At 67.9% G+C, this 18,131-nt stretch carries 19 protein-coding genes; 11 read left to right on the forward strand and 8 right to left on the reverse strand.

Annotation, left to right across the window (positions count from 1 at the left end):
- Positions 1-4: 4 nt before the first annotated feature.
- Positions 5-706, forward strand: a complete 702-nt coding sequence (locus WC493_RS12000) for a hypothetical protein (RefSeq protein ID WP_373065767.1) — start codon at positions 5-7, stop codon at positions 704-706.
- Here WC493_RS12000 and WC493_RS12005 read toward each other — a convergent pair whose 3' ends face one another.
- The 5 genes from WC493_RS12005 to WC493_RS12025 all read right to left on the reverse strand — a co-directional run bounded on the left by WC493_RS12005 (position 707) and on the right by WC493_RS12025 (position 5,648).
- The gene (locus tag WC493_RS12005; protein ID WP_373065748.1) at positions 707-1,774 is read right to left on the reverse strand and encodes an AAA family ATPase; all 1,068 of its coding nucleotides are present in this window, start codon (positions 1,772-1,774) and stop codon (positions 707-709) included. It abuts the gene before it with no gap.
- A 7-nt stretch (positions 1,775-1,781) separates the two neighbouring features.
- Positions 1,782-2,231, reverse strand: coding sequence for an HIT family protein (locus WC493_RS12010; protein ID WP_373065749.1), 450 nt, complete (start codon positions 2,229-2,231; stop codon positions 1,782-1,784).
- 124 nt (positions 2,232-2,355) lie between these two features.
- The gene (locus WC493_RS12015) at positions 2,356-3,525 is read right to left on the reverse strand and encodes a GNAT family N-acetyltransferase (RefSeq protein WP_373065750.1); all 1,170 of its coding nucleotides are present in this window, start codon (positions 3,523-3,525) and stop codon (positions 2,356-2,358) included.
- An 18-nt stretch (positions 3,526-3,543) separates the two neighbouring features.
- Positions 3,544-5,028, reverse strand: a complete 1,485-nt coding sequence (locus WC493_RS12020) for an MFS transporter (RefSeq protein ID WP_373065751.1) — start codon at positions 5,026-5,028, stop codon at positions 3,544-3,546.
- Positions 5,025-5,648: a TetR/AcrR family transcriptional regulator gene (locus WC493_RS12025; protein ID WP_373065752.1), complete on the reverse strand. Its 624-nt coding sequence runs from the start codon at positions 5,646-5,648 to the stop codon at positions 5,025-5,027. Before WC493_RS12025 ends, WC493_RS12020 begins: the two co-directional genes overlap by 4 nt.
- Before the next feature lie 170 nt (positions 5,649-5,818).
- Here WC493_RS12025 and WC493_RS12030 point away from each other — a divergent pair, with 170 nt between their 5' ends.
- Complete coding sequence (locus WC493_RS12030) at positions 5,819-6,322, forward strand: papain-like cysteine protease family protein (protein WP_373065753.1); 504 nt, start codon at positions 5,819-5,821, stop codon at positions 6,320-6,322.
- Positions 6,323-6,344: 22 nt separating this feature from the next.
- Here the strand turns inward: WC493_RS12030 and WC493_RS12035 are convergent, their stop codons facing one another.
- On the reverse strand, positions 6,345-7,145 hold the full coding sequence (locus tag WC493_RS12035; RefSeq protein ID WP_373065754.1) for an SDR family NAD(P)-dependent oxidoreductase: 801 nt from the start codon (positions 7,143-7,145) through the stop codon (positions 6,345-6,347).
- A gap of 101 nt (positions 7,146-7,246) precedes the next feature.
- Here WC493_RS12035 and WC493_RS12040 point away from each other — a divergent pair, with 101 nt between their 5' ends.
- Positions 7,247-7,723 (forward strand): winged helix-turn-helix transcriptional regulator, encoded by a 477-nt coding sequence (locus WC493_RS12040; RefSeq protein WP_373065755.1) that lies wholly within the window; start codon positions 7,247-7,249, stop codon positions 7,721-7,723.
- Here WC493_RS12040 and WC493_RS12045 read toward each other — a convergent pair.
- Entirely contained in the window at positions 7,670-8,011 is a 342-nt protein-coding gene (locus WC493_RS12045; protein WP_373065756.1) for an Mpo1-like protein, read from the reverse strand. The two genes, WC493_RS12040 and WC493_RS12045, sit on opposite strands and share 54 nt — an antisense overlap.
- A gap of 163 nt (positions 8,012-8,174) precedes the next feature.
- On the opposite strand from WC493_RS12045, the gene WC493_RS12050 reads away from it, so the two are divergent.
- The 8 genes from WC493_RS12050 (at position 8,175) to WC493_RS12085 (ending at position 17,723) form a co-directional block, all read left to right on the forward strand.
- Positions 8,175-8,630 carry a MerR family DNA-binding transcriptional regulator gene (locus WC493_RS12050; RefSeq protein WP_373065757.1) on the forward strand — a complete coding sequence of 152 codons (456 nt, stop codon included), beginning with the start codon at positions 8,175-8,177 and terminating at the stop codon, positions 8,628-8,630.
- Positions 8,627-10,372: an acyl-CoA dehydrogenase family protein gene (locus WC493_RS12055; RefSeq protein WP_373065758.1), complete on the forward strand. Its 1,746-nt coding sequence runs from the start codon at positions 8,627-8,629 to the stop codon at positions 10,370-10,372. Before WC493_RS12050 ends, WC493_RS12055 begins: the two co-directional genes overlap by 4 nt.
- Before the next feature lie 90 nt (positions 10,373-10,462).
- A complete protein-coding gene (locus WC493_RS12060; protein ID WP_373065759.1) occupies positions 10,463-12,250 on the forward strand; it encodes an acyl-CoA dehydrogenase C-terminal domain-containing protein in 1,788 nt (595 codons plus the stop codon).
- Positions 12,251-12,354: 104 nt separating this feature from the next.
- Positions 12,355-13,500, forward strand: coding sequence for an acyl-CoA dehydrogenase family protein (locus WC493_RS12065; RefSeq protein ID WP_373065760.1), 1,146 nt, complete (start codon positions 12,355-12,357; stop codon positions 13,498-13,500).
- 42 nt (positions 13,501-13,542) lie between these two features.
- Positions 13,543-14,748: an acetyl-CoA C-acetyltransferase gene (locus WC493_RS12070; protein ID WP_373065761.1), complete on the forward strand. Its 1,206-nt coding sequence runs from the start codon at positions 13,543-13,545 to the stop codon at positions 14,746-14,748.
- 20 nt (positions 14,749-14,768) lie between these two features.
- Complete coding sequence (locus WC493_RS12075) at positions 14,769-16,946, forward strand: 3-hydroxyacyl-CoA dehydrogenase NAD-binding domain-containing protein (RefSeq protein ID WP_373065762.1); 2,178 nt, start codon at positions 14,769-14,771, stop codon at positions 16,944-16,946.
- Positions 16,947-17,055: 109 nt separating this feature from the next.
- On the forward strand, positions 17,056-17,313 hold the full coding sequence (locus WC493_RS12080) for a type II toxin-antitoxin system Phd/YefM family antitoxin (RefSeq protein ID WP_373065763.1): 258 nt from the start codon (positions 17,056-17,058) through the stop codon (positions 17,311-17,313).
- Complete coding sequence (locus WC493_RS12085; protein WP_373065764.1) at positions 17,310-17,723, forward strand: type II toxin-antitoxin system VapC family toxin; 414 nt, start codon at positions 17,310-17,312, stop codon at positions 17,721-17,723. The genes WC493_RS12080 and WC493_RS12085 overlap by 4 nt, the downstream gene beginning before the upstream one ends.
- On the opposite strand, the gene WC493_RS12090 is transcribed toward WC493_RS12085, so the two are convergent.
- A partial coding sequence (locus WC493_RS12090; protein WP_373065766.1) for a citrate/2-methylcitrate synthase occupies positions 17,699-18,131 on the reverse strand: 433 nt, incomplete at its 5' end. The genes WC493_RS12085 and WC493_RS12090 overlap by 25 nt on opposite strands.

Consider the following 18,131-nt stretch of genomic DNA (forward strand, 5'->3'; position numbering starts at 1 on the left):
GCGCATCGTCTTCAGCCGCAAGGGGTTCGACAGCGCGTCCGGTGGCGCGCCGTCGCCCGTGGTGGCGGGAGGTCCCGTTTCGCTGCCGATCCCGGCCGATCGGCGATCCGCCACCTGCTATGCCGACCTCGGTCTGGGCGATCTGGTCGAGGCGGCCACGCGGGGACGCGTCGGTCGCCACCATCCCTGCCATGACGATCCCATGTTCGATTCCGGCCGCTGCTGGTTCGGCCAACATGGCGCCGCGCTCGGCCATCTGCTGAACCGGGGCGTGGGGCCGGGGGATGTCTTCCTCTTTTTCGGCCTCTTCGCCGAGCCGGCGACGGGCGAGCGCCATCACCGGATCTTCGGCTATCTGCGCGTCGAGTCGGTCGCCGAACCCGGCTGTGTCGAAACGCCCCGGCCCCATCCCCATGCGATCGGCGACTGGGGCCGGCGCAATCTCCTCTTCGTCGGCGCGGGGGCGACCGCCGCCGTGGCGTCACCCAACCTGCGATTGACCAGGCCGGGCGGTCCCCTGCGGCGCTGGACGGTGCCCGCCTGGCTCGCCCGCCATGGGCTCAGCTATCACGACCGGGCGGAACGCTGGCTGGGCGACGGCCTCCTCGAGGTCGCGTCGCGGGGCCAGGAATTCGTCACCGACGTGGGCGAGGATCCGGTGGCCCTGGACTGGCTCGAGGCCGTGATCGCCGCCATCCGCGGCTGATCAGGCGGTCTCCTCGGCCACCGTGGCGCCACTCTCGAGGCGGAGGTCGACGGCAGCGGCACCGGCCCGGGCGAGCAGGCGGGCCAGCGGCTCGCTATGGGTGATGACGATCACCTGGGAGCGCAGCGAGGCCGCCAGGATGAGGTCGGACAGCGGGCCGGAGAGGTCCGGGTGCAGGCTCTGGTCCGGCTCGTTCAGGATGAGGAGGGGGCTCGGCCGGGGCGAGAGCAGGGCGGCGATCAAGCAGAGGTAGCGGAGCGTGCCGTCCGACAGTTCGCGGGCGGCGAAGGGGCGCTTGAAGCCGCGCTGGTGCAGGAAGGTGGCGAATTGCCCGTCGCCATGTTCGATGGTCAGGCGGGCGCCGGGAAAGGCACGGTCGACGGCGTCTTCGAGCGCCCGCGGGTCGCCGATCTCCAGGATGGTCTGGAAGGCGGCGGCGAGGTCACTGCCGTCGGCGGCCAGCACGGGCGTCCGCGTGCCGATCTGCGGGCTGCGGACGGGCGAGCCGGCGTCGGTTCTGAAATGGTGATAGAAGCGCCAGCGCAGGAGTTGCGCCTGGGCGATGGCGACATCGGGATAGAGATGCGGCTCGCGCAATTGCGCCATGGCCGCTTCCTGCGGGTCGAGGGCGGCGGGGTAGGCCGTCCGGCTGCGGGCGCCCTTGGCCCGCATCCAGGCGCTCGGCCCCTGGCGTTCGAGCAGCGCGGTGCCGTCCGGCCCGGTCAGCCGCTCCTCCTTGACCGCAGGGTCGAGTTCGAAGGCGCCGGCGGGCGGGACCGGCAGGCCGCAGGCGAGGTCGAAGCGCCAGTCCGCGGTCTCGACGGTGATTTCGATCCGGCGCCGCTCCTCCTTCCGCCAGTCCCCGGCCCAGAGGGCGGAGGGCATGCCGCCGTCCTCGACCAGGGTGCGGGCGAGGTCGCCCCGGGCCGCGGCGGCGGCCAGGGTCAGGGCACGGTAGAGGCTGGACTTGCCGGCGCCATTGGCGCCGGTCACCACGGTCAATTCGCCCGGCGCTATCGCGACATCGCGGAGCGAACGGTAGTTGCGGATCCGGAAACGGCGGAGCAATGCCGCCTCACATCTCCGCCAGGACGGCGCGCACGGCCTCGGCTTCCTTGGCCAGGGCGGCGTGGTCGCCCGGGCGCTGGCCGTGGTCGGTCGAAATCACGCCGTCGCCCTTGCGGCGGGGCAGGATGTGCAGGTGGAAATGGAACACGGTCTGGCCTGCGGCCGCACCATTGGCCTGGAACAGGTTGACGCCGTCCGGCCCGAAGGCCTTGGCGATGGCGAGCGCGACACGCCGGGAGGTGGTCATCAGCGGGCTGCCCAGGTCGTCCGGCAGGGCGAAGAGATCGGGGTGGTGGTCCTTGGGGATGACCAGCGTATGGCCCGGGCTCAGCGGAAAAATATCCATGAAGGCCAGGGTCTTGTCGTCTTCATAGACCTTGTGGCAGGGGATCTCGCCCGCAACGATCTTGCAGAAGATGCACTCCGCGTTCCGCAAGGGGTGGGGGTGACTCGCCATTTCCTGCCTCCGTCGGTTGGGGCGCCAGACTAGAGCATCTTCAGGCGAAGTGGAATCCGGTTCGCCGTCCGAAGATGCGTAAAATCAAAGAGATAGAGGGGCGGGCGCCGCCGATCAATCGGGCTCAACGCCCTTCCTCGTGGCGATAGGGGGCGTGTTCTTCGAGATAGGCGCTTTCGACCTCGACCGCCTCGCGCTCGCGGCGCAGATAGTCGGCGACGGCACGGCGAAAGCCGGGATCGCCGATCCAATGCAGCGAATAGGTCGGCTGCGGGACATAGCCGCGGGCCAGCTTGTGCTCGCCCTGGGCGCCGGCCTCGACCCGCTTCAGGCCGCGCGCGATGGCGAAATCGATCGCCTGGTAATAGCAGACTTCGAAATGCAGGAAGGGGTGGTCCTCGACAGCACCCCAATTCCGGCCATAGAGCGTGTCCGTGCCGATCAGGTTGAGGGCACCGGCGATCCAGCGCCCGCCCCGCCGCGCCATGACCAGGAGGACGCGGTCGCGCATGGTCTCGTGCAGGCGGGTGAAGAAATCGCGATTGAGATAGGGCGTGCCCCATTTCTGTGCGCCGGTGGCGAGGTAGCAGCGCTCGAAGGCCAGCCAGTGTTCGGGGCGGAGTTCGTCGCCGGTCAGGGCCAGGACCTCGATCGCCCCCTCCTGCAAGGCGGCGATCCGTTCCTTCCGGATCTGCTTCCGCTTTCGCGAGGCCAGGGCGCCCAGGAAATCGTCGAAGCTGGCGTAACTGTCATTATCCCAGAAGAACTGGCGGTCGGTCCGCTGCAGGAAGCCTTGGCCGGCCAGGCGCTGCCATTCCCCCTCGCTCGGGAAGGTGATGTGGAGGGAGGAGATGTCGTTGTCCTTCGCCAGTTGGACGGCGGTGGCGGCAAGCGTGGCCTCGACCGACGGGCGGTCCCGCCCGGGGCCGACCAGGAAGCGCGGGCCGGTCACCGGGGTGAAGGGGACGGCGCCTTGGAGCTTCGGATAGTAACGCCCGCCGGCGCGCTGGAAGGCTTCGGCCCAGCCCTGGTCGAAGACATATTCGCCGCGCGAATGGCTCTTCAGATAGAGCGGCATGATGCCGGCGACGGTCCCGGCCGCGTCGCGCAGGACGAGGTGGTGCGGCGCCCAGCCGGTCGCCGCCGAGGCAGCCCCCGAGTCTTCTACGCAGCGGAAGAATTCATGGCAAACGAAGGGATTGTCCGGCCCGGCACAGGCATTCCAGGCCGCGGCATCGATCAGATGCGCACCCTGGGCGACCTCAATCTTCCATGTGCCGGGATCGACGCTCATGACCCGCCAAGGGTGGCGTCAGGCCGCCGCCTTGTGAAGTGCTTTCGCAGGGCGGCCCAGGTGCCAGATCGCCAGGGCGAGCAGGAGGCAGGTGCCGCCCGCGACCGCGAGCGCCAGGCCGAAGGCACCGTCGAAGGCGGCGCGGGCGGCCTCGGCCAGGGCCGCCCCCTCCGCCCCGCCCAGCCGCTCGGCGGTGGCGAGGGCCGCGGCGATCGAATCGCCCGCTGCGGAATCGGCGAAGCGAGCAGCGAAGGCAGCCCCCAGCAGCGAGCCGAAAAGGGCGACGCCGAGCCCGGTGCCGAGCTCATAGGCGACCGATTCGATCGCCGCGGCCGCGCCGGCCTTTTCGGGCGGTGCCGCCGTCATCACCGTATTGGTGGCGAGCGCCATCAGGGCACCATGTCCCGCCCCGGCGGCAATCACCGCGACCAGGATCGGCCCGCCGCCGAGCAGCAGGAAATAGGCCGAAGCGGCCAGGATCAGCCCGGTAATGGCGAGCGGACGAAGTCCGACGCGCGCCAGCAGCCGCCCGGCCAGCGGCCCGCTCAGGGCCGCCGCGACATCGAGCGGCACCACCGTGAGCCCGGCATCGAGCGGCGACAGGCCGGTGACCAATTGGAGTTGCTGCAGGAGGGCGAGCACGAAACCGACCAGCACCATGATCGGCCCGACCGCGGTCAGCACGCCGAGCGAGAAGCGCCGGATCGCGAAGAGGCGGAGGTCGAGCATGGGATCGGCCAGGCGGAGCTGGCGCCAGGCGAAGAGGCCGAGGGCGGCGATCCCGGCGATGGCCGCCGGCAGGGCCGAAATGCCGTCGCCTTGGGCCGCCGCCTTGATCCCGTAAACGACGGCGACGACGCCGAGAATGCCGGCCAAGGCGGTGAGCGGGCGGAGCGGGGCGGCCGTAGCCTGGGCCTGATTGCCGACCAGGCCGGCGATCAGCGCCCCCGTCGCCAGGACGAGCGGCACATTGACGAGAAAGACAGAACCCCACCAGAAATGTTCGAGCAGCAAGCCGCCGATCACCGGCCCCGCCGCCGAGCCGGCCGAGGCGACGGCGCCCCAGAGGCCGATGGCGAGGCCCCTTTCGTGCGGGTCGGTGAAGCTGCGCCGGACGATCGCCAGGGTCGAGGGGATGATCATGCAGCCGCCGCCCGCCAGCGCCACCCGGGCGGCGATCAGCAGGGGCGCGCTGGGCGCGAAGGCCGCGGCCGCAGAGGCGAGGCCGAACAGGCCGAGGCCGAGCAGCAGCAGGTTGCGCTGGCCGAAACGGTCGCCCGCCGGCCCGGCCAACAGGACGAGGCCCGCCATGGTCAACGGATAGACGTCCATGATCCACAAGACCTGGGTCCGGCTCGCCCCCAGCGCCTGGGAGAGCGCCGGCACGGCGAGATAGAGCACAGTCGAATCGACCGTGACCGGCAGGAAGGAGAGGGCGACGACGCCGAGTACCAGCCAGCGCCGCGGCACCGGCCTTTCCGCCACGATCGGGGGCGCACTCATGCCGGCACCGGGCCGGCAGGGACCGGGATGGCGGGCGCCAGGGCGCGGCGGATCAGGTCGAAGAAGGGCCGGCTGGCCCGATCGAGGTCGAAAGCGGGCTCGACCGCGACCCTTCCGACCGCGCCGTCGACCAGGGCGATGAGCCAGATCACGGTCGCCTCGAGGTCGAGATCGGCGCGCACCGTGCCTTCGGCCATGCCGCGGCGGAGCAGGCTGGCGAAACCCTGCTTCACCAGTCCGTCGTCGGCGGTGAAGGCATCGGCAACGCGGGGATTGCGCGCCACTTCGGCCAGGATTTCGAGCCACAGCCGGCTCGCCTGGGGGCTGCGCGCCTCCGCCATGAAATGGCCGAACAGGCCGAGCACGGCATCGAGGGCATCGGCCCTCCGCTCTGCCGTCTGGACGGCGACGGCCACGGCTTCCCGCTGCTCGTCGACGATCGCGCGCACGATCGCCTCCTTGGCATCGAAATAGCGGTAGAGATTGGCCGGCGTGATGCCGGCCGCCGCCGCGATCTCGGCCATGCCGGTGCCGTGGAAGCCCCGTTCGGCGAAACCCGCCGCCGCCGCCGCCAGAATCCGGCGCCGCCGCTCTTCCCGATTGTCGTCGCGCTTGCCCATGGTCAAAAAACGAAAGTGAATGATCGCCTTCATTTTACCGATGGGTGGCGGCAGTGCAAGCGGGCGGCTCTTGCGCGCCGTCGTCCCCTGGCGCAGCCTTCTTCAGGTGAGATCCTGCCGCTCCAGGCCGTCGGGGGGCGGCCGCGGCAGGATGGTCCGAGGGGGAAGCCATGCTTCACAACGTGCCGCTGTTCGGTCAGAAATATCCCATGAGCTGCTGGGCCGCCTCGATGCGGATGATCCTGGCCTATCGCGGGCGCTTCGTCGCCGACGACGACGCCATCGCCGCACCGACCCTGAGCGCGGCGGCCCTGCGCAGCGGCCTGATGCCGGACGACGACCGCCCGCTCCGCCATTGGGGCTTCGCCATGGAGCCGGCGCAGACCTATACGGAAACCGGCATCGCCGCCATGGTGCAGCGCTATGGCCCCCTGTGGATCGCCTGCGACGTGCGGACACCGGGCTACAGCCGCGCCGCGCCCCATATCCGGGTGATCCGGGGCGTGCGCGACCTGCAGACCCCCTTCGCCCTGGTCTTCAACGATCCCTGGCCGGTCGGCCTCGGCAATCAATATGACGAGACCTACGCCGAGACGGTGCGGAAGAACGAGCTGCTCGGCTCCGGCGAGATGGGCTATGCGGCGCCCATCTATGTCGCCTACCTGCGGAGCTGAGGAGGGCCGAGGCCCTCCTTTCTCAGGCGGCGTCGCGGTAGCGGGGGGCGACTTCGGCCCGGGCCAGATTGGGCCCCAGGGCGAGGCGTGCCTGGTTCCAGGCGGTATAGAGGCCCTCGTCGGCGAGCGGCGGGATGGTCACCTGTTCGCCGCGATCGAGCCCGGTCAGGGCGGCGTCGACCAGGTCTTCCGCGGTCATCACCAGGCCCGGCATGGCGGCATCGGCGTCGACCCCGGCGTGGTCCCAGATCTCGGTACGCACCGGCCCGGGCAGCACGGCCTGGACGCGGACGCCGGCATCCTTCAACTGCGCGCTCAGCGAATAGGTCAGGGCCAGGACATGGGCCTTGGAGCCCGCATAGCCGCCGTCGAAAATCTCCGGCGCCAGGGCCAGGATCGAGGCGATGTTGACGATCGTGCCGCTCTTGCGGCCTGCGAAGGCGCGCCCGGCAGCGGCGGCCAGCACGGTTGGTGCGGTCACGTTCAGGGCCAGCAGACGCTCGATCTCGTCGGGCCCATTGCCCAGGATGCCGCCCTTCAGGGTGGTGCCGGCATTGTTGAGCAGGAGGCTGATCGCCGGGTCCTGCTCGATCCGGGTGGCGAGGGCGCGGAGATCGGCGCCCTTGGTCAGGTCGGCCGCGATCACTTCGACCGCGCGGCCGCTCTCGGCCCGGATCGCATCGGCCACTGCGGCCAGGCGGTCGGCCCGGCGTGCCACCAGAAGGAGGTCGAAGCCGCGCCTGGCGAGACGCGCCGCAAAGACGGCGCCGATCCCGCTCGAGGCGCCGGTGACCAGCGCGACACCCTTGGAATTGTCAGTCATGGCTTGCTCCTGCTGCGCCCGTCGGGCGGTGGCTATCGTTTCGATAGCGTGTTAATATCATGTCGATGGCTATTGTCGCTATCGATTTGATACTGAGTGCCATGACGAAATCGGATGACAGCTGCCCGATCGCCTGCGGCTTGGCGCGGGTGGGCGACAGTTGGAGCATGTTGATCCTGCGGGACGCCAGCCTGGGCGTGACCCGCTTCGACCAGTTTCGGAAGAACCTGGGGATCGCGCCGACGATCCTGACCCGCCGGCTGCAGGAACTGACCGCGGACGGGCTGCTGGAAAAGCGGCGCTACAGCACCCATCCGCCGCGCGACGAATATCTGCTGACGCCGGCCGGGCGGGATTTCCTGCCGGTCCTGGTGGCGCTCGGCACCTGGGCACGGCGGCACTATGGCCATGGCGAACTGAGCCGGCTGGTCGATGCCGAAACGGGTCAAGCCCTCGACCCCGTGGTGGTCGACCGGGTCAGCGGCACCGAAGTGGGCAGCCGCCCCCTTCGCCTGGAGCCGGCTTCAGTCGACGCCGGCGGCGCGCAGATGCCGGCCGAGGCGCCCGCTCGCCCATAGGAAGAACATCCGGTAGTCGGAAATCAGCGACCAGAAGGGATAGGTGAAGGTCGCCGGCCGGTTCTTCTCGACCCCGAAATGGCCGACCCAGGCGAAGAAATAGCCGGCCAGGGGCATGCCAATCAGCCACCACGGATTGCCCAGGGCGAGCGCTGCCGCCAGGAAGCCGAAGGTCAGCCCGGTGCCGACGTAATGCAGGCCCCGGGTCACCGGCTTGGCATGTTCCTGGAGGTAATAGGGGAAGAAGTCGGCGTAACGCTCGATCCGTGTCGGCCGATTGCCCGTCATGGTTTTCCTGCCTCTCCTCTTGTGCCGGTTTTGGGCCAGTTTCCCCCGCGTGGGCCTCGGTTTCAAGCAGTTGCAGTGCAAAAAAATATTGGCTGACAATTTACCAGTTGACGTTAACGTCAACGTCACCTAAGACTCCGGCCACGTTCGGAGGAGACGGCACATGAAGCCTGTGCAAGAAGGCGCTGCGTCGAAGACCTATTCGATCACCCAGCTCTCGGAAGAGTTCTCGGTGACGCCCCGGGCGATCCGTTTCTATGAAGACCGCGGCCTGCTGCGCCCGAAGCGCGAAGGCCAGACCCGCATCTATTCCCAGCGCGACTGGGTGCGCCTGCTGCTGATCCTGCGCGGCAAGCGGGTCGGCTTCTCCTTGGCCGAACTGCGCGAGATCCTCGACCTCTACGACCTCGGCGACGGTCAGACCGAACAGATCCGCCGCACCCTGGCGACCGCGCGCAACAAGCTGGTCAGTCTCGAGCGCCAGCGCCAGGACATCGACCAGACAATTCTGGAATTGAGCAATTCCTGCACCTTCCTGGAAGGCCTGCTGATCGAACGCGGCATCGACCCGGCCCAGCCGGCCAAGCCGGTCAAGGCCAAGAAGGCGAGCGCCGCATGAGCGCGCCCGGCCGCGGCCTCGATCTGCCCGAGACGATCGCCGGGGCGGATTTCTATGCTCTCGATCCATCGCTGCGCCGCCTGCTCGCGCGCGTGATTCCGGATAGTGCCGCGCGTCAGGACGCCCGCCTGCATGACTTCGGCGCCTTCTGCGGCAGCGCGGTCGAGAGTGCCGCCGATTACACCGATCGTTTCGCCCCGCCCCGGCTGGAGACCTGGGACCGCAAGGGCGACCTGGTCAATGTCATTCACCACAATCCGATGTGGGACCGCGTGAGTGCCGAGGCCTATGCCCGCGGTGCCGTCGGCCTCGCCTTCGGGCCTCAGGCGGAACCTTTCACGCTCACCTTCGCCATGGGCTATCTGCTCGGCATGGCGGATATTTCGCTGCACTGTCCGGTCACCATGACCGGCGCCGTCGCCTATGTGGTCGACCGTTTCGCGCCCGAAGCAGTGCGCGCGCGTTACCTGCCCGATCTCGTGCGGATGGATGGCAAGGCGCTGACCGGCGGCACCTGGGCGACCGAACACCACGGTGGTTCCGATGTCGGTGCCACGACGACGCGGGCGACACCGGCGGGCGACGGCACGGCCCGGCTGAACGGCCTGAAGTGGTTCACCTCGAACGCCAACGGCGGCCTGGCACTGGCGACGGCGCGGCCGGACGGCGCCCCCGAGGGTTCCAAGGGCCTGGCCGCCTATCTGGTGCCGACCCACCTCGACAACGGCGCCCGCAACCCGATGCGGATCCGCCGCCTGAAAGACAAGCTCGGCACCAAGGGCGTTCCCACCGGCGAGATCGATCTGATCGATACCTGGGCCGTCGAAGTGGCGCCGCCGCCCCGCGGCTTCAAGCTGATGGTCGAAGCGCTGGAATTCTCCAGGATCCATAACGCCGTCGGTTCCGTCGGCATCCAGCGCCGGGCCTATCTCGAAGCGCTGTCCTACGCGTCGCAGCGCGCCGCCTTCGGCCATGTCATCACCGACTATCCGATGGTGCAGGACGAGCTCCTGTCCATGCTGGTCTCCCACGAGGCCGGCCTGGCGCTCGCCTTCGAGGCGAGCCGTGCCTTCGACGCCGCCCATGGCCGCGACGTCGCCGAGGCGGAGACGGCGGAACGCACCTGGCTCCGCGTCGCCACGGCACTCGCCAAATACCGCACGGCGGAAGACGCCTGCGCCACCACCCGCGCCGCGATCGAGCTGATCGGCGGCAACGGCTATACCTACGACCACGTGACGCCGCGCCTGCTGCGCGACGCCCAGGTGCTCACGGTCTGGGAAGGCCCGGCCAATATCCAGGCGCTCGAACTCCTGCGCCTGCTCGGCAACCGGCTGCCCGGCCTCGAGACCTTCAAGGCCCGTGTCGAAGGCATCACCGCGGCGGCGCCCGCCCTGCTCGCCGTGGTCGCCCGCGCGGTCGAGGCGGGGCTCGCGGATGTCACCGATTCGGTTGCGCATCTCCGGGCCGATGCGGCCGAAGCGCAGCGCCACGCACGCCGTCTGCTCGGCCTGATGGCCGACGTGCTGGCGGCCGCCCTGCTTCTCGAATCCGCCACCGTCGAGGCGGCGGCGGGCAATGGCCGCATGGCCCTGATCGCCCGCCTTTTTGTCGAAACCCGCCTTCAGCCCCTCCCGCGCCGGGGCATCGTCGGCGGTCGCGACTGGACGTCGCGTTGTTTCGAAGTGATGGCATTCGACGGCGCCATCGATCCCGTCGCCACCGCGAAGGTGGCGGCATGAAGTGTGATCACCGGCCGGTGGCGGTTCCGACGCGAGGCAATCGCGCGGCCAGCACCCGGTCCGAGAGCCAGACAGTCTGAGGAGAGACCCATGCCCAGTTACAAGGCACCCGTGGACGACATCCGCTTCGTCCTGCACGACGTGCTGAACATCGGCAAATATTCCAACCTGTCGGGCTTCGCCGACGCCCCGCAGGACGTGGTCGATGCGATCCTGGAAGAGGGCGCCAAGCTGTGCGAGCGCGTGCTCGCCCCCCTGAATCAGTCGGGCGACCAGGAAGGCTGCACCATCGCCGACGGCGTGGTGACCACGCCGAAGGGCTTCAAGGAAGCCTATAAGACCTTCGTCGACGGCGGCTGGCCGGGCATCACTTCGGATCCCGCCTACGGCGGTCAGGGCATGCCCTATGTCCTCGGCTTCGCGCTCAACGAATTCGTCTCGGCCGCCAACATGGCCTTCGGCATGTATCCGGGCCTGTCCCACGGCGCCTATGAGGCGATCCACGTCTGGGGCACGGACGAACAGCGCGAGACCTACCTGCCCAAGCTGGTGACCGGCGAATGGACCGGCACCATGAACCTGACCGAGCCGCATTGCGGCACCGACCTCGGCCTGCTGCGCACGAGGGCCGAGCCTCAGGCCGACGGCACCTATAAGATCACCGGCACCAAGATCTTCATCTCGGCCGGCGAGCAGGACCTGAGCCAGAACATCATCCATCTGGTGCTGGCCAAGATTCCGGGCGGCCCCGAGGGTGTGAAGGGCATTTCGCTCTTCATCGTGCCGAAGTTCATGGTCAATGCCGATGGTTCGCTGGGTGCCCGCAACGCGGTGAAGGCCGGCAACATCGAACACAAGATGGGCATCTGCGCCAACGCGACCTGCGTGATGAACTACGACGGCGCCACCGGCTTCCTGATCGGCGAGCCACACAAGGGCCTGCGCGCCATGTTCACCATGATGAACGCGGCCCGTCTCGGCGTCGGCGTGCAGGGCCTGGCCCAGGCCGAAGTCGCCTATCAGAATGCGGCGGCCTATGCCAAGGAACGCCTGCAGATGCGCTCGATCTCGGGCACCAAGTTCCCCGAGAAGCCGGCCGATCCGATCATCGTGCATCCGGACGTGCGCCGTATGCTGCTCTCGATCCGCGCCTTCGTCGAAGGCGCGCGCGCCTTCTACCTCTGGACCGGCCTCAAGATCGATCTCGCCCACCGCGATCCCGATCCGGCCGTGCGCGAGGCGAACGACGACATCGTCGCCCTGGTCACTCCGGTCGTGAAGGGTTACCTGACCGACAAGGGCTTCGAGTCCGCGGTCAATGCCCAGCAGGTGTTCGGCGGCCACGGCTACATCAAGGAATGGGGGATGGAGCAGTTCGTTCGCGACGCCCGCATCACCCAGATCTACGAAGGCGCCAACGGCGTGCAGGCGCTCGACCTCGTGGGCCGCAAGCTCGGCCACAAGGGCGGCCAGACCCTGATGGCCTATCTCGGCGAAGTCGAGAAGTTCATCGAGGACAATGCGGCCAATGCGGACCTCGAGCCGTTCCTGGCGGGCCTGCGCTCCTCGACCGACCATCTGCGCGACGGCGCCATGTGGTTCATGGCCAACGGCATGACCAACCCGGACAATGCCGGTGCCGGTTCGGTCGAATATATGCATCTCTTCGGGATCCAGGTCCTGGCCTACATGTGGTCGCAGATGGCGAAGATCGCCCTCGAGGCCAAGGCTGCGGGCACGGCGACCGAATTCCACGACAACAAGCTGGCGGTCGGCCGCTTCTTCATCGCCCGCATCGTGCCGGACACCGGCGCCCTGCTGGCGAAGCTGAGCGCCGGCGCCGACACCATCATGGCGCTGGACGCGGCCAACTTCTGAGACGCCAGCACCAAGAGTTGCCTGCGGAGGAGAAGCAGGGGGGGCGGCGTGGCCAGCGCCGCCCCACAACTTCCATAAAAGACAACAGCGGAGGAGAGTGATCCATGTTCGAACGGACCCTGAAGCTCAGCGACGAAGACCGCATGGTCTATGACAATGCGCTCAAATTCTTCGAGCGCGAATGCGTGCCCCACAATCAGCGCTGGGCCGAACAGGGCGTGATCGACCGCGAGGCCTGGGAAAAGGCCGGTGCCGCCGGTCTCCTCTGCGCCACCATGCCGGTCGAATACGGCGGCTCCGACATGAATTTCCGCGCCTCCGCCATGCTGATGGAAGCGCAGATCGAGGCGGGCAGCGCCGGCCCCGGCTTCTCGCTCCATTCCGACATCGTGGCGCCCTATATCTACGCCTACGGCTCGGAAGAGCAGAAGCAGCGCTGGCTGCCGCGCATGGCCACGGGTGAACTGATCGGTGCCATCGCGATGACCGAGCCGGGCGCCGGTTCCGACCTCCAGGGTGTCCGCACCACGGCCAAGAAGGACGGCAACCACTATGTCGTCAACGGCCAGAAGACCTTCATCACCAACGGCCAGCTCGCCAATCTGATCATCGTCGTGACCAAGACCGATCCGGCGAAGGGCGCCCATGGCACCTCGCTGATCATCGTCGAGACCGACGAGGTCGAGGGTTTCCGTCGCGGCCGCAACCTGGACAAGGTGGGCATGGCGGCGCAGGACACGTCGGAACTCTTCTTCGACGAAGTCCGCGTGCCGACCGCCAACCTGCTCGGCAACGAGGAAGGCCAGGGCTTCATCCAGCTCATGCAGCAGCTTCCCGCCGAGCGCCTGCAGATCGGCGTCACCGCGATCAAGACGGTCGAGAAGGCGCTGGAGATCACCACCAAATACACCAAGGAACGCATGGCCTTCGGCAAGCCGGTGTTCAGCTTCCAGAACACCCGCTTCAAGCTGGCCGAGATCGCGACCGAGGCGCGCATCGGCCGGCTCTTCGTCGACCACTGCATCGAACTCCTGGTCGAGGGCAAGCTCGACGTACAGACCGCGGCCATGGCCAAGTGGTGGTGTTCGGAACTGCAGTGCAAGGTCGTCGACGAATGCCTCCAGCTCCATGGCGGCTATGGTTACATGATGGAATATCCGATCGCCCAGATGTTCGTGAACGGCCGCATCCAGAAGATCTACGGCGGCACCAACGAGATCATGAAGGAACTGATCAGCCGGATGCTGTAACGCCGAGCGGCTGACGACGAAACCAAATTGAGGAGAGAGACTATGGCCGACGCATATATCCTCGACGCCGTGCGCACGCCGCGCGGCAAGGGCAAGAAGGACGGTTCCCTGCACGAGGTGACCGCGCTGCACCTGGCGACCACCGCGCTGAAGGCGATCCGCGACCGCAACAACCTGGATACCGCGATGGTCGAGGACGTCATCCTCGGCTGCGTCGAGCCGGTGGGCGAGCAGGGCGCCGACATCGCCCGCATCGCCGTGCTCAATGCCGACTACGCCGAGACCACTGCCGGCGTGCAGGTCAACCGCTTCTGCGCCTCGGGGCTGGAGGCGACCAACATGGCGGCGGCCCAGGTCATGTCGGGGCAGAGCCAGATGTCGATCGGCGGCGGCGTCGAGTCGATGTCCCGCATTCCCATGGGCACCTCGGGCGGCGCCTGGCCGATGGATCCGCAGATCGCCTACAAGTCCTATTTCGCGCCGCAGGGCATCTCGGCCGACCTGATCGCCTCGAAATACGGCTTCAGCCGCGAAGACGTCGACGCCTATGCGGTCGAGAGCCAGAAGCGCGCCAAGCACGCCTGGGACAACGGCTATTTCAAGAATTCGGTCGTTCCGGTGAAGGACATCAACGGCCTGACCATCCTCGACCACGACGAGCACATGCGGCCGGACGCGACCATGCAGTCGCTCGCCTCGCTGCAGCCCTCCTTCGCCATGTTCGGCGAGATGGCCTTCGACGGTGTCGTCCAGCTCCGCTATCCGGAAGTCGAGAAGGTCAACCACGTCCACCACGCCGGTAACTCGTCGGGTATCGTCGACGGCGCTTCGGCCGTGCTGGTCGGGACCAAGGAAGCCGCCGCCGCCACCGGCATCCGCCCGCGTGCCCGGGTCCGCAGCTTCACCTCGATCGGCTCCGAGCCCTCGATCATGCTGACCGGCCCCTCGGCCGCGGCCGAACGCGCCCTGAAGCGCGCCGGCATGAAGCCGACCGATATCGACCTCTACGAGCTGAACGAAGCCTTCGCGGCCGTCGTGCTGCGCTTCATGCAGGCGCTCGACGTCCCGCACGAGAAGATGAACGTGAACGGCGGCGCCATCGCCATGGGCCATCCGCTGGGTGCCACCGGCGGCATGATCCTCGGCACCGTGCTCGACGAGCTGGAACGTCGCGACCTCAACACCGCCCTGATCACCCTCTGCGTCGGTGCCGGCATGGGCATCGCCACCATCATCGAGCGCGTCTGATCGCCAGGGGTATCGATACCATGAGCAACAACATCAATTACACCGTCGACGCCGACGGCATCGCCACCATCACCTGGGACATGGCCGGCCGTTCGATGAACGTGCTGAACGAAGGCTCGATCAAGGACTTCGCCGAGGCGACCGAGAAGGCGATCGCCGACCCGGCCGTGAAGGGCGTGATCATCACCTCGGCCAAGGACGCCTTCCTGGCCGGCGCCGATCTCGACATGCTGGTGAAGACCGCCTTCGGCAAGAAGGACGCCAAGTTCCTGACCGAAAATTCGGGCACGTTGCAGAAGATCTTCCGCAAGTACGAAACGAGCGGCAAGCCCTTCGTCGCCGCGATCAACGGCACCGCCCTCGGCGGCGGGCTCGAGATCACGCTGGCTTGCCACTACCGCATCGCGGCCGACAATCCGAAGACCAAGCTGGGTCTGCCGGAAGTGAAGGTCGGCCTGCTGCCGGGCGCCGGCGGCACCCAGCGCCTGCCCCGCATCATCGGTCTCGCCAAGGCGCTGCCGCTGCTCCTGCAGGGCAAGGAACTCGATCCGAAGAAGGCCCAGGCCGAAGGCATCGTGAACGAGGTCGTGCCGGCCGATCAGCTGCTCGCACGCGCCAAGGAATATCTCCTCGGCTCGCCGCGCAATGTCCAGCCGTGGGATGAGAAGGGTTTCAAGATCCCCGGCGGTGCGGTCTACAGCCCGGGCGGCGCGCAGACCATGATGGGCGGCATCGCCATGTCGCACAAGGAGAGCTTCGGCAACTACCCGGCGATCAAGGCGATTCTGTCCTGCGTCTACGAAGGCCTCCAGGTGCCCTTCGAGGCCGGCCTGCGCATCGAGACCCGTTACTTCGTCTCGCTGCTGCTCGATCCGACCGCGGGCAACATGATCCGTACCCTGTTCATCTCCATGCAGGAGCTGAACAAGGGCGTGCGCCGTCCGCAGGGCGAGCCCGCGACCGAGGTGAAGAAGCTCGGCATCCTGGGCGCCGGCATGATGGGGGCGGGCATCGCCTATGTCTCGGCCATGGCCGGCATCGAGTGCGTGCTGCTCGACCAGACGATCGAGGCGGCCGAGAAGGGCAAGGATTATTCGACCGGGCTCCTGGACAAGGCGATCTCGCGTGGCAAGTCCACGCCCGAAAAGAAGGAAAAGCACCTCGCCCTGATCAAGACCACCACGGATCATGCCGACCTCGCCGGCTGCGACCTGGTGATCGAAGCGGTGTTCGAAAACCGCGACGTGAAGGCCGAAGCGACCAAGAAGACCGAGGCCGTGATCCCCGAGACGGCGATCTATGCCTCCAACACCTCGACCCTGCCGATCTCCGGCCTGGCCGAGGCGAGCAAGCGTCCCGAGAGCTTCATCGGCATCCACTTCTTCTCGCCCGTCGACAAGATGATGCTGGTCGAGATCATCATGGGCAAGAAGACGAACCAGCGCGCCCTCGCGGTCGCCATGGATTACGTCAAGAAGATCCGCAAGACCCCGATCGTGGTGAACGACAGCCGCGGCTTCTACACCAGCCGCTGCTTCGGCACCTATGTGAACGAGGGGATCGAGATGCTGGCGGAAGGCATCGCGCCGGCCATCATCGACAACGTCGGCCGTGCCACCGGCATGCCCCGCGGCCCGCTCGAGATGAACGACGACGTCGCCCTCGACCTCGGCTACAAGGTGCGCAGCCAGACCAAGGCCGACCTGGGCGATGCCTATGAGGCGACCCCGGCGGACGGCATCGTCGAGACTCTGGTCGTGAAGCTCGGCCGCTATGGCCGCAAAAACGGCAAGGGCTTCTACGAATATCCGGCCGACGGCAAGAAGTACCTGTGGTCCGGCTTGGCCGACCTGGTGACGCCGACCATCACCGAAGGCAGCCCCGAGCTGATCAAGGAAATCCGTACCCGCCTTCTCTATCGGCAGGCCGTCGAAGCGGCGCGCTGCGTCGAAGAGAATGTGACCACGGACGTCCGCGATTCCGACGTCGGCTCGATCCTGGCCTGGGGCTTCGCGCCCTGGACCGGCGGCCCGCTGTCGCTGATCGACCGCGTCGGCGTCGCCGAATTCGTCAAGACCTGCGACGAATTCGCGGCCAAATACGGCAAGCGTTACAGCCCGCCGAAGCTGCTGCGCGACATGGCCGCCAAGGGCGAAACCTTCTACCAGACCGCCAAACTCGCCGCCGCGGCCGAGTAAGGCAGGTCTCACGAGACCAAGGCCGGCGGGGCGACCCGCCGGCCTTTTCTTTGCCGCATTGTCTTGGACCAATGCGTGGTCTAAAATTCACCCTTTCGTGGAGGCGGCCATGCGCATTTCTGTGAGCGATGCCAAGGGGCAATTGACGGAACTGGTTCGCCGGGCGGAGAGCGGGGAGGAGATCGTGCTCACCCGCCACGGCCAGGCGACGGTGCGGCTCGTGCCTGTGGTGCAGCCGATGGATCGGGCCGGGCGCCGGGCGTTGCTCCGGTCGGTGCGGCAGGCGGCTGCCGGGCGGCTCCTGCCGGGTGCCGATGCCGCGCGCAGCCAGGATTTCCTCTATGGTGACGACGGCCTGCCGGAATGATCGCGGTCGATACTTCCGCGCTGATGGCCATCCTGTTGGGGGAGCCTGAGGCCGATGGCTGTGCTGATCTGCTGGAGGCGGAGGACCGCTTGCTGATCTCGGCGGCGACGGTCGCCGAAACGTTGATCGTCGCGGAGATGCGCGGGATCGGCGGGGAAATGGCCCGGCTGATCGATGGCCTGGGCTTCGAGGTGGAGGCGGTGACGCCGGCCCAGGCCCTGCAGGTAGCGGAAGCCTATCGCCGCTGGGGCAACGGGCGCCACCCGGCCGGTCTCAATTTCGGCGATTGCTTCGCCTATGCCCTGGCCATGCAGCATGGTTGCCGCCTGCTCTTCGTCGGCCAGGACTTCGCCCGCACCGATGTCGAGGCCTGCGCCTTGGCGCCTCAATCCGGCAGCGGGCCGTCATAGCGGGCGCGGGGGCGGATCAGGCTGTTGCTGCGGGCCTGTTCCATGGCGTGGGCGCACCAGCCGACGGAACGGGCGAGCAGGAAGAGGCGGAAGGGCGCGTCTTCCGGCAGGCCCAGGGGTTCCACCATGGCAGCCAGGGCGAAGTCGCAATTGGGGAATTCGCCGGTCTGGTCGAAGACTTGGCGGCGCAGGTCGGCGAGGGCGCCGGGTACCTCCAGCCCGTCGAGCATCGCGTCGGCCCGGGGGTCGCCACCCGGGTAAAGCGGATGGCCGAAGCCGGGCAGGCCCGCACCCCGGTCGAGCCAGGCGCGCAGCGCGGCGCCGGTGCCGATCCGCCGCGTGTCGTCGAGCAGGGTGCCGAGCGCCCGCGCGGCACCGCCGTGACGCGGGCCGGAGAGGGCGGCGAGC

Source organism: Zavarzinia sp. (assembly GCF_041650655.1).
Classification (GTDB): domain Bacteria; phylum Pseudomonadota; class Alphaproteobacteria; order Zavarziniales; family Zavarziniaceae; genus Zavarzinia.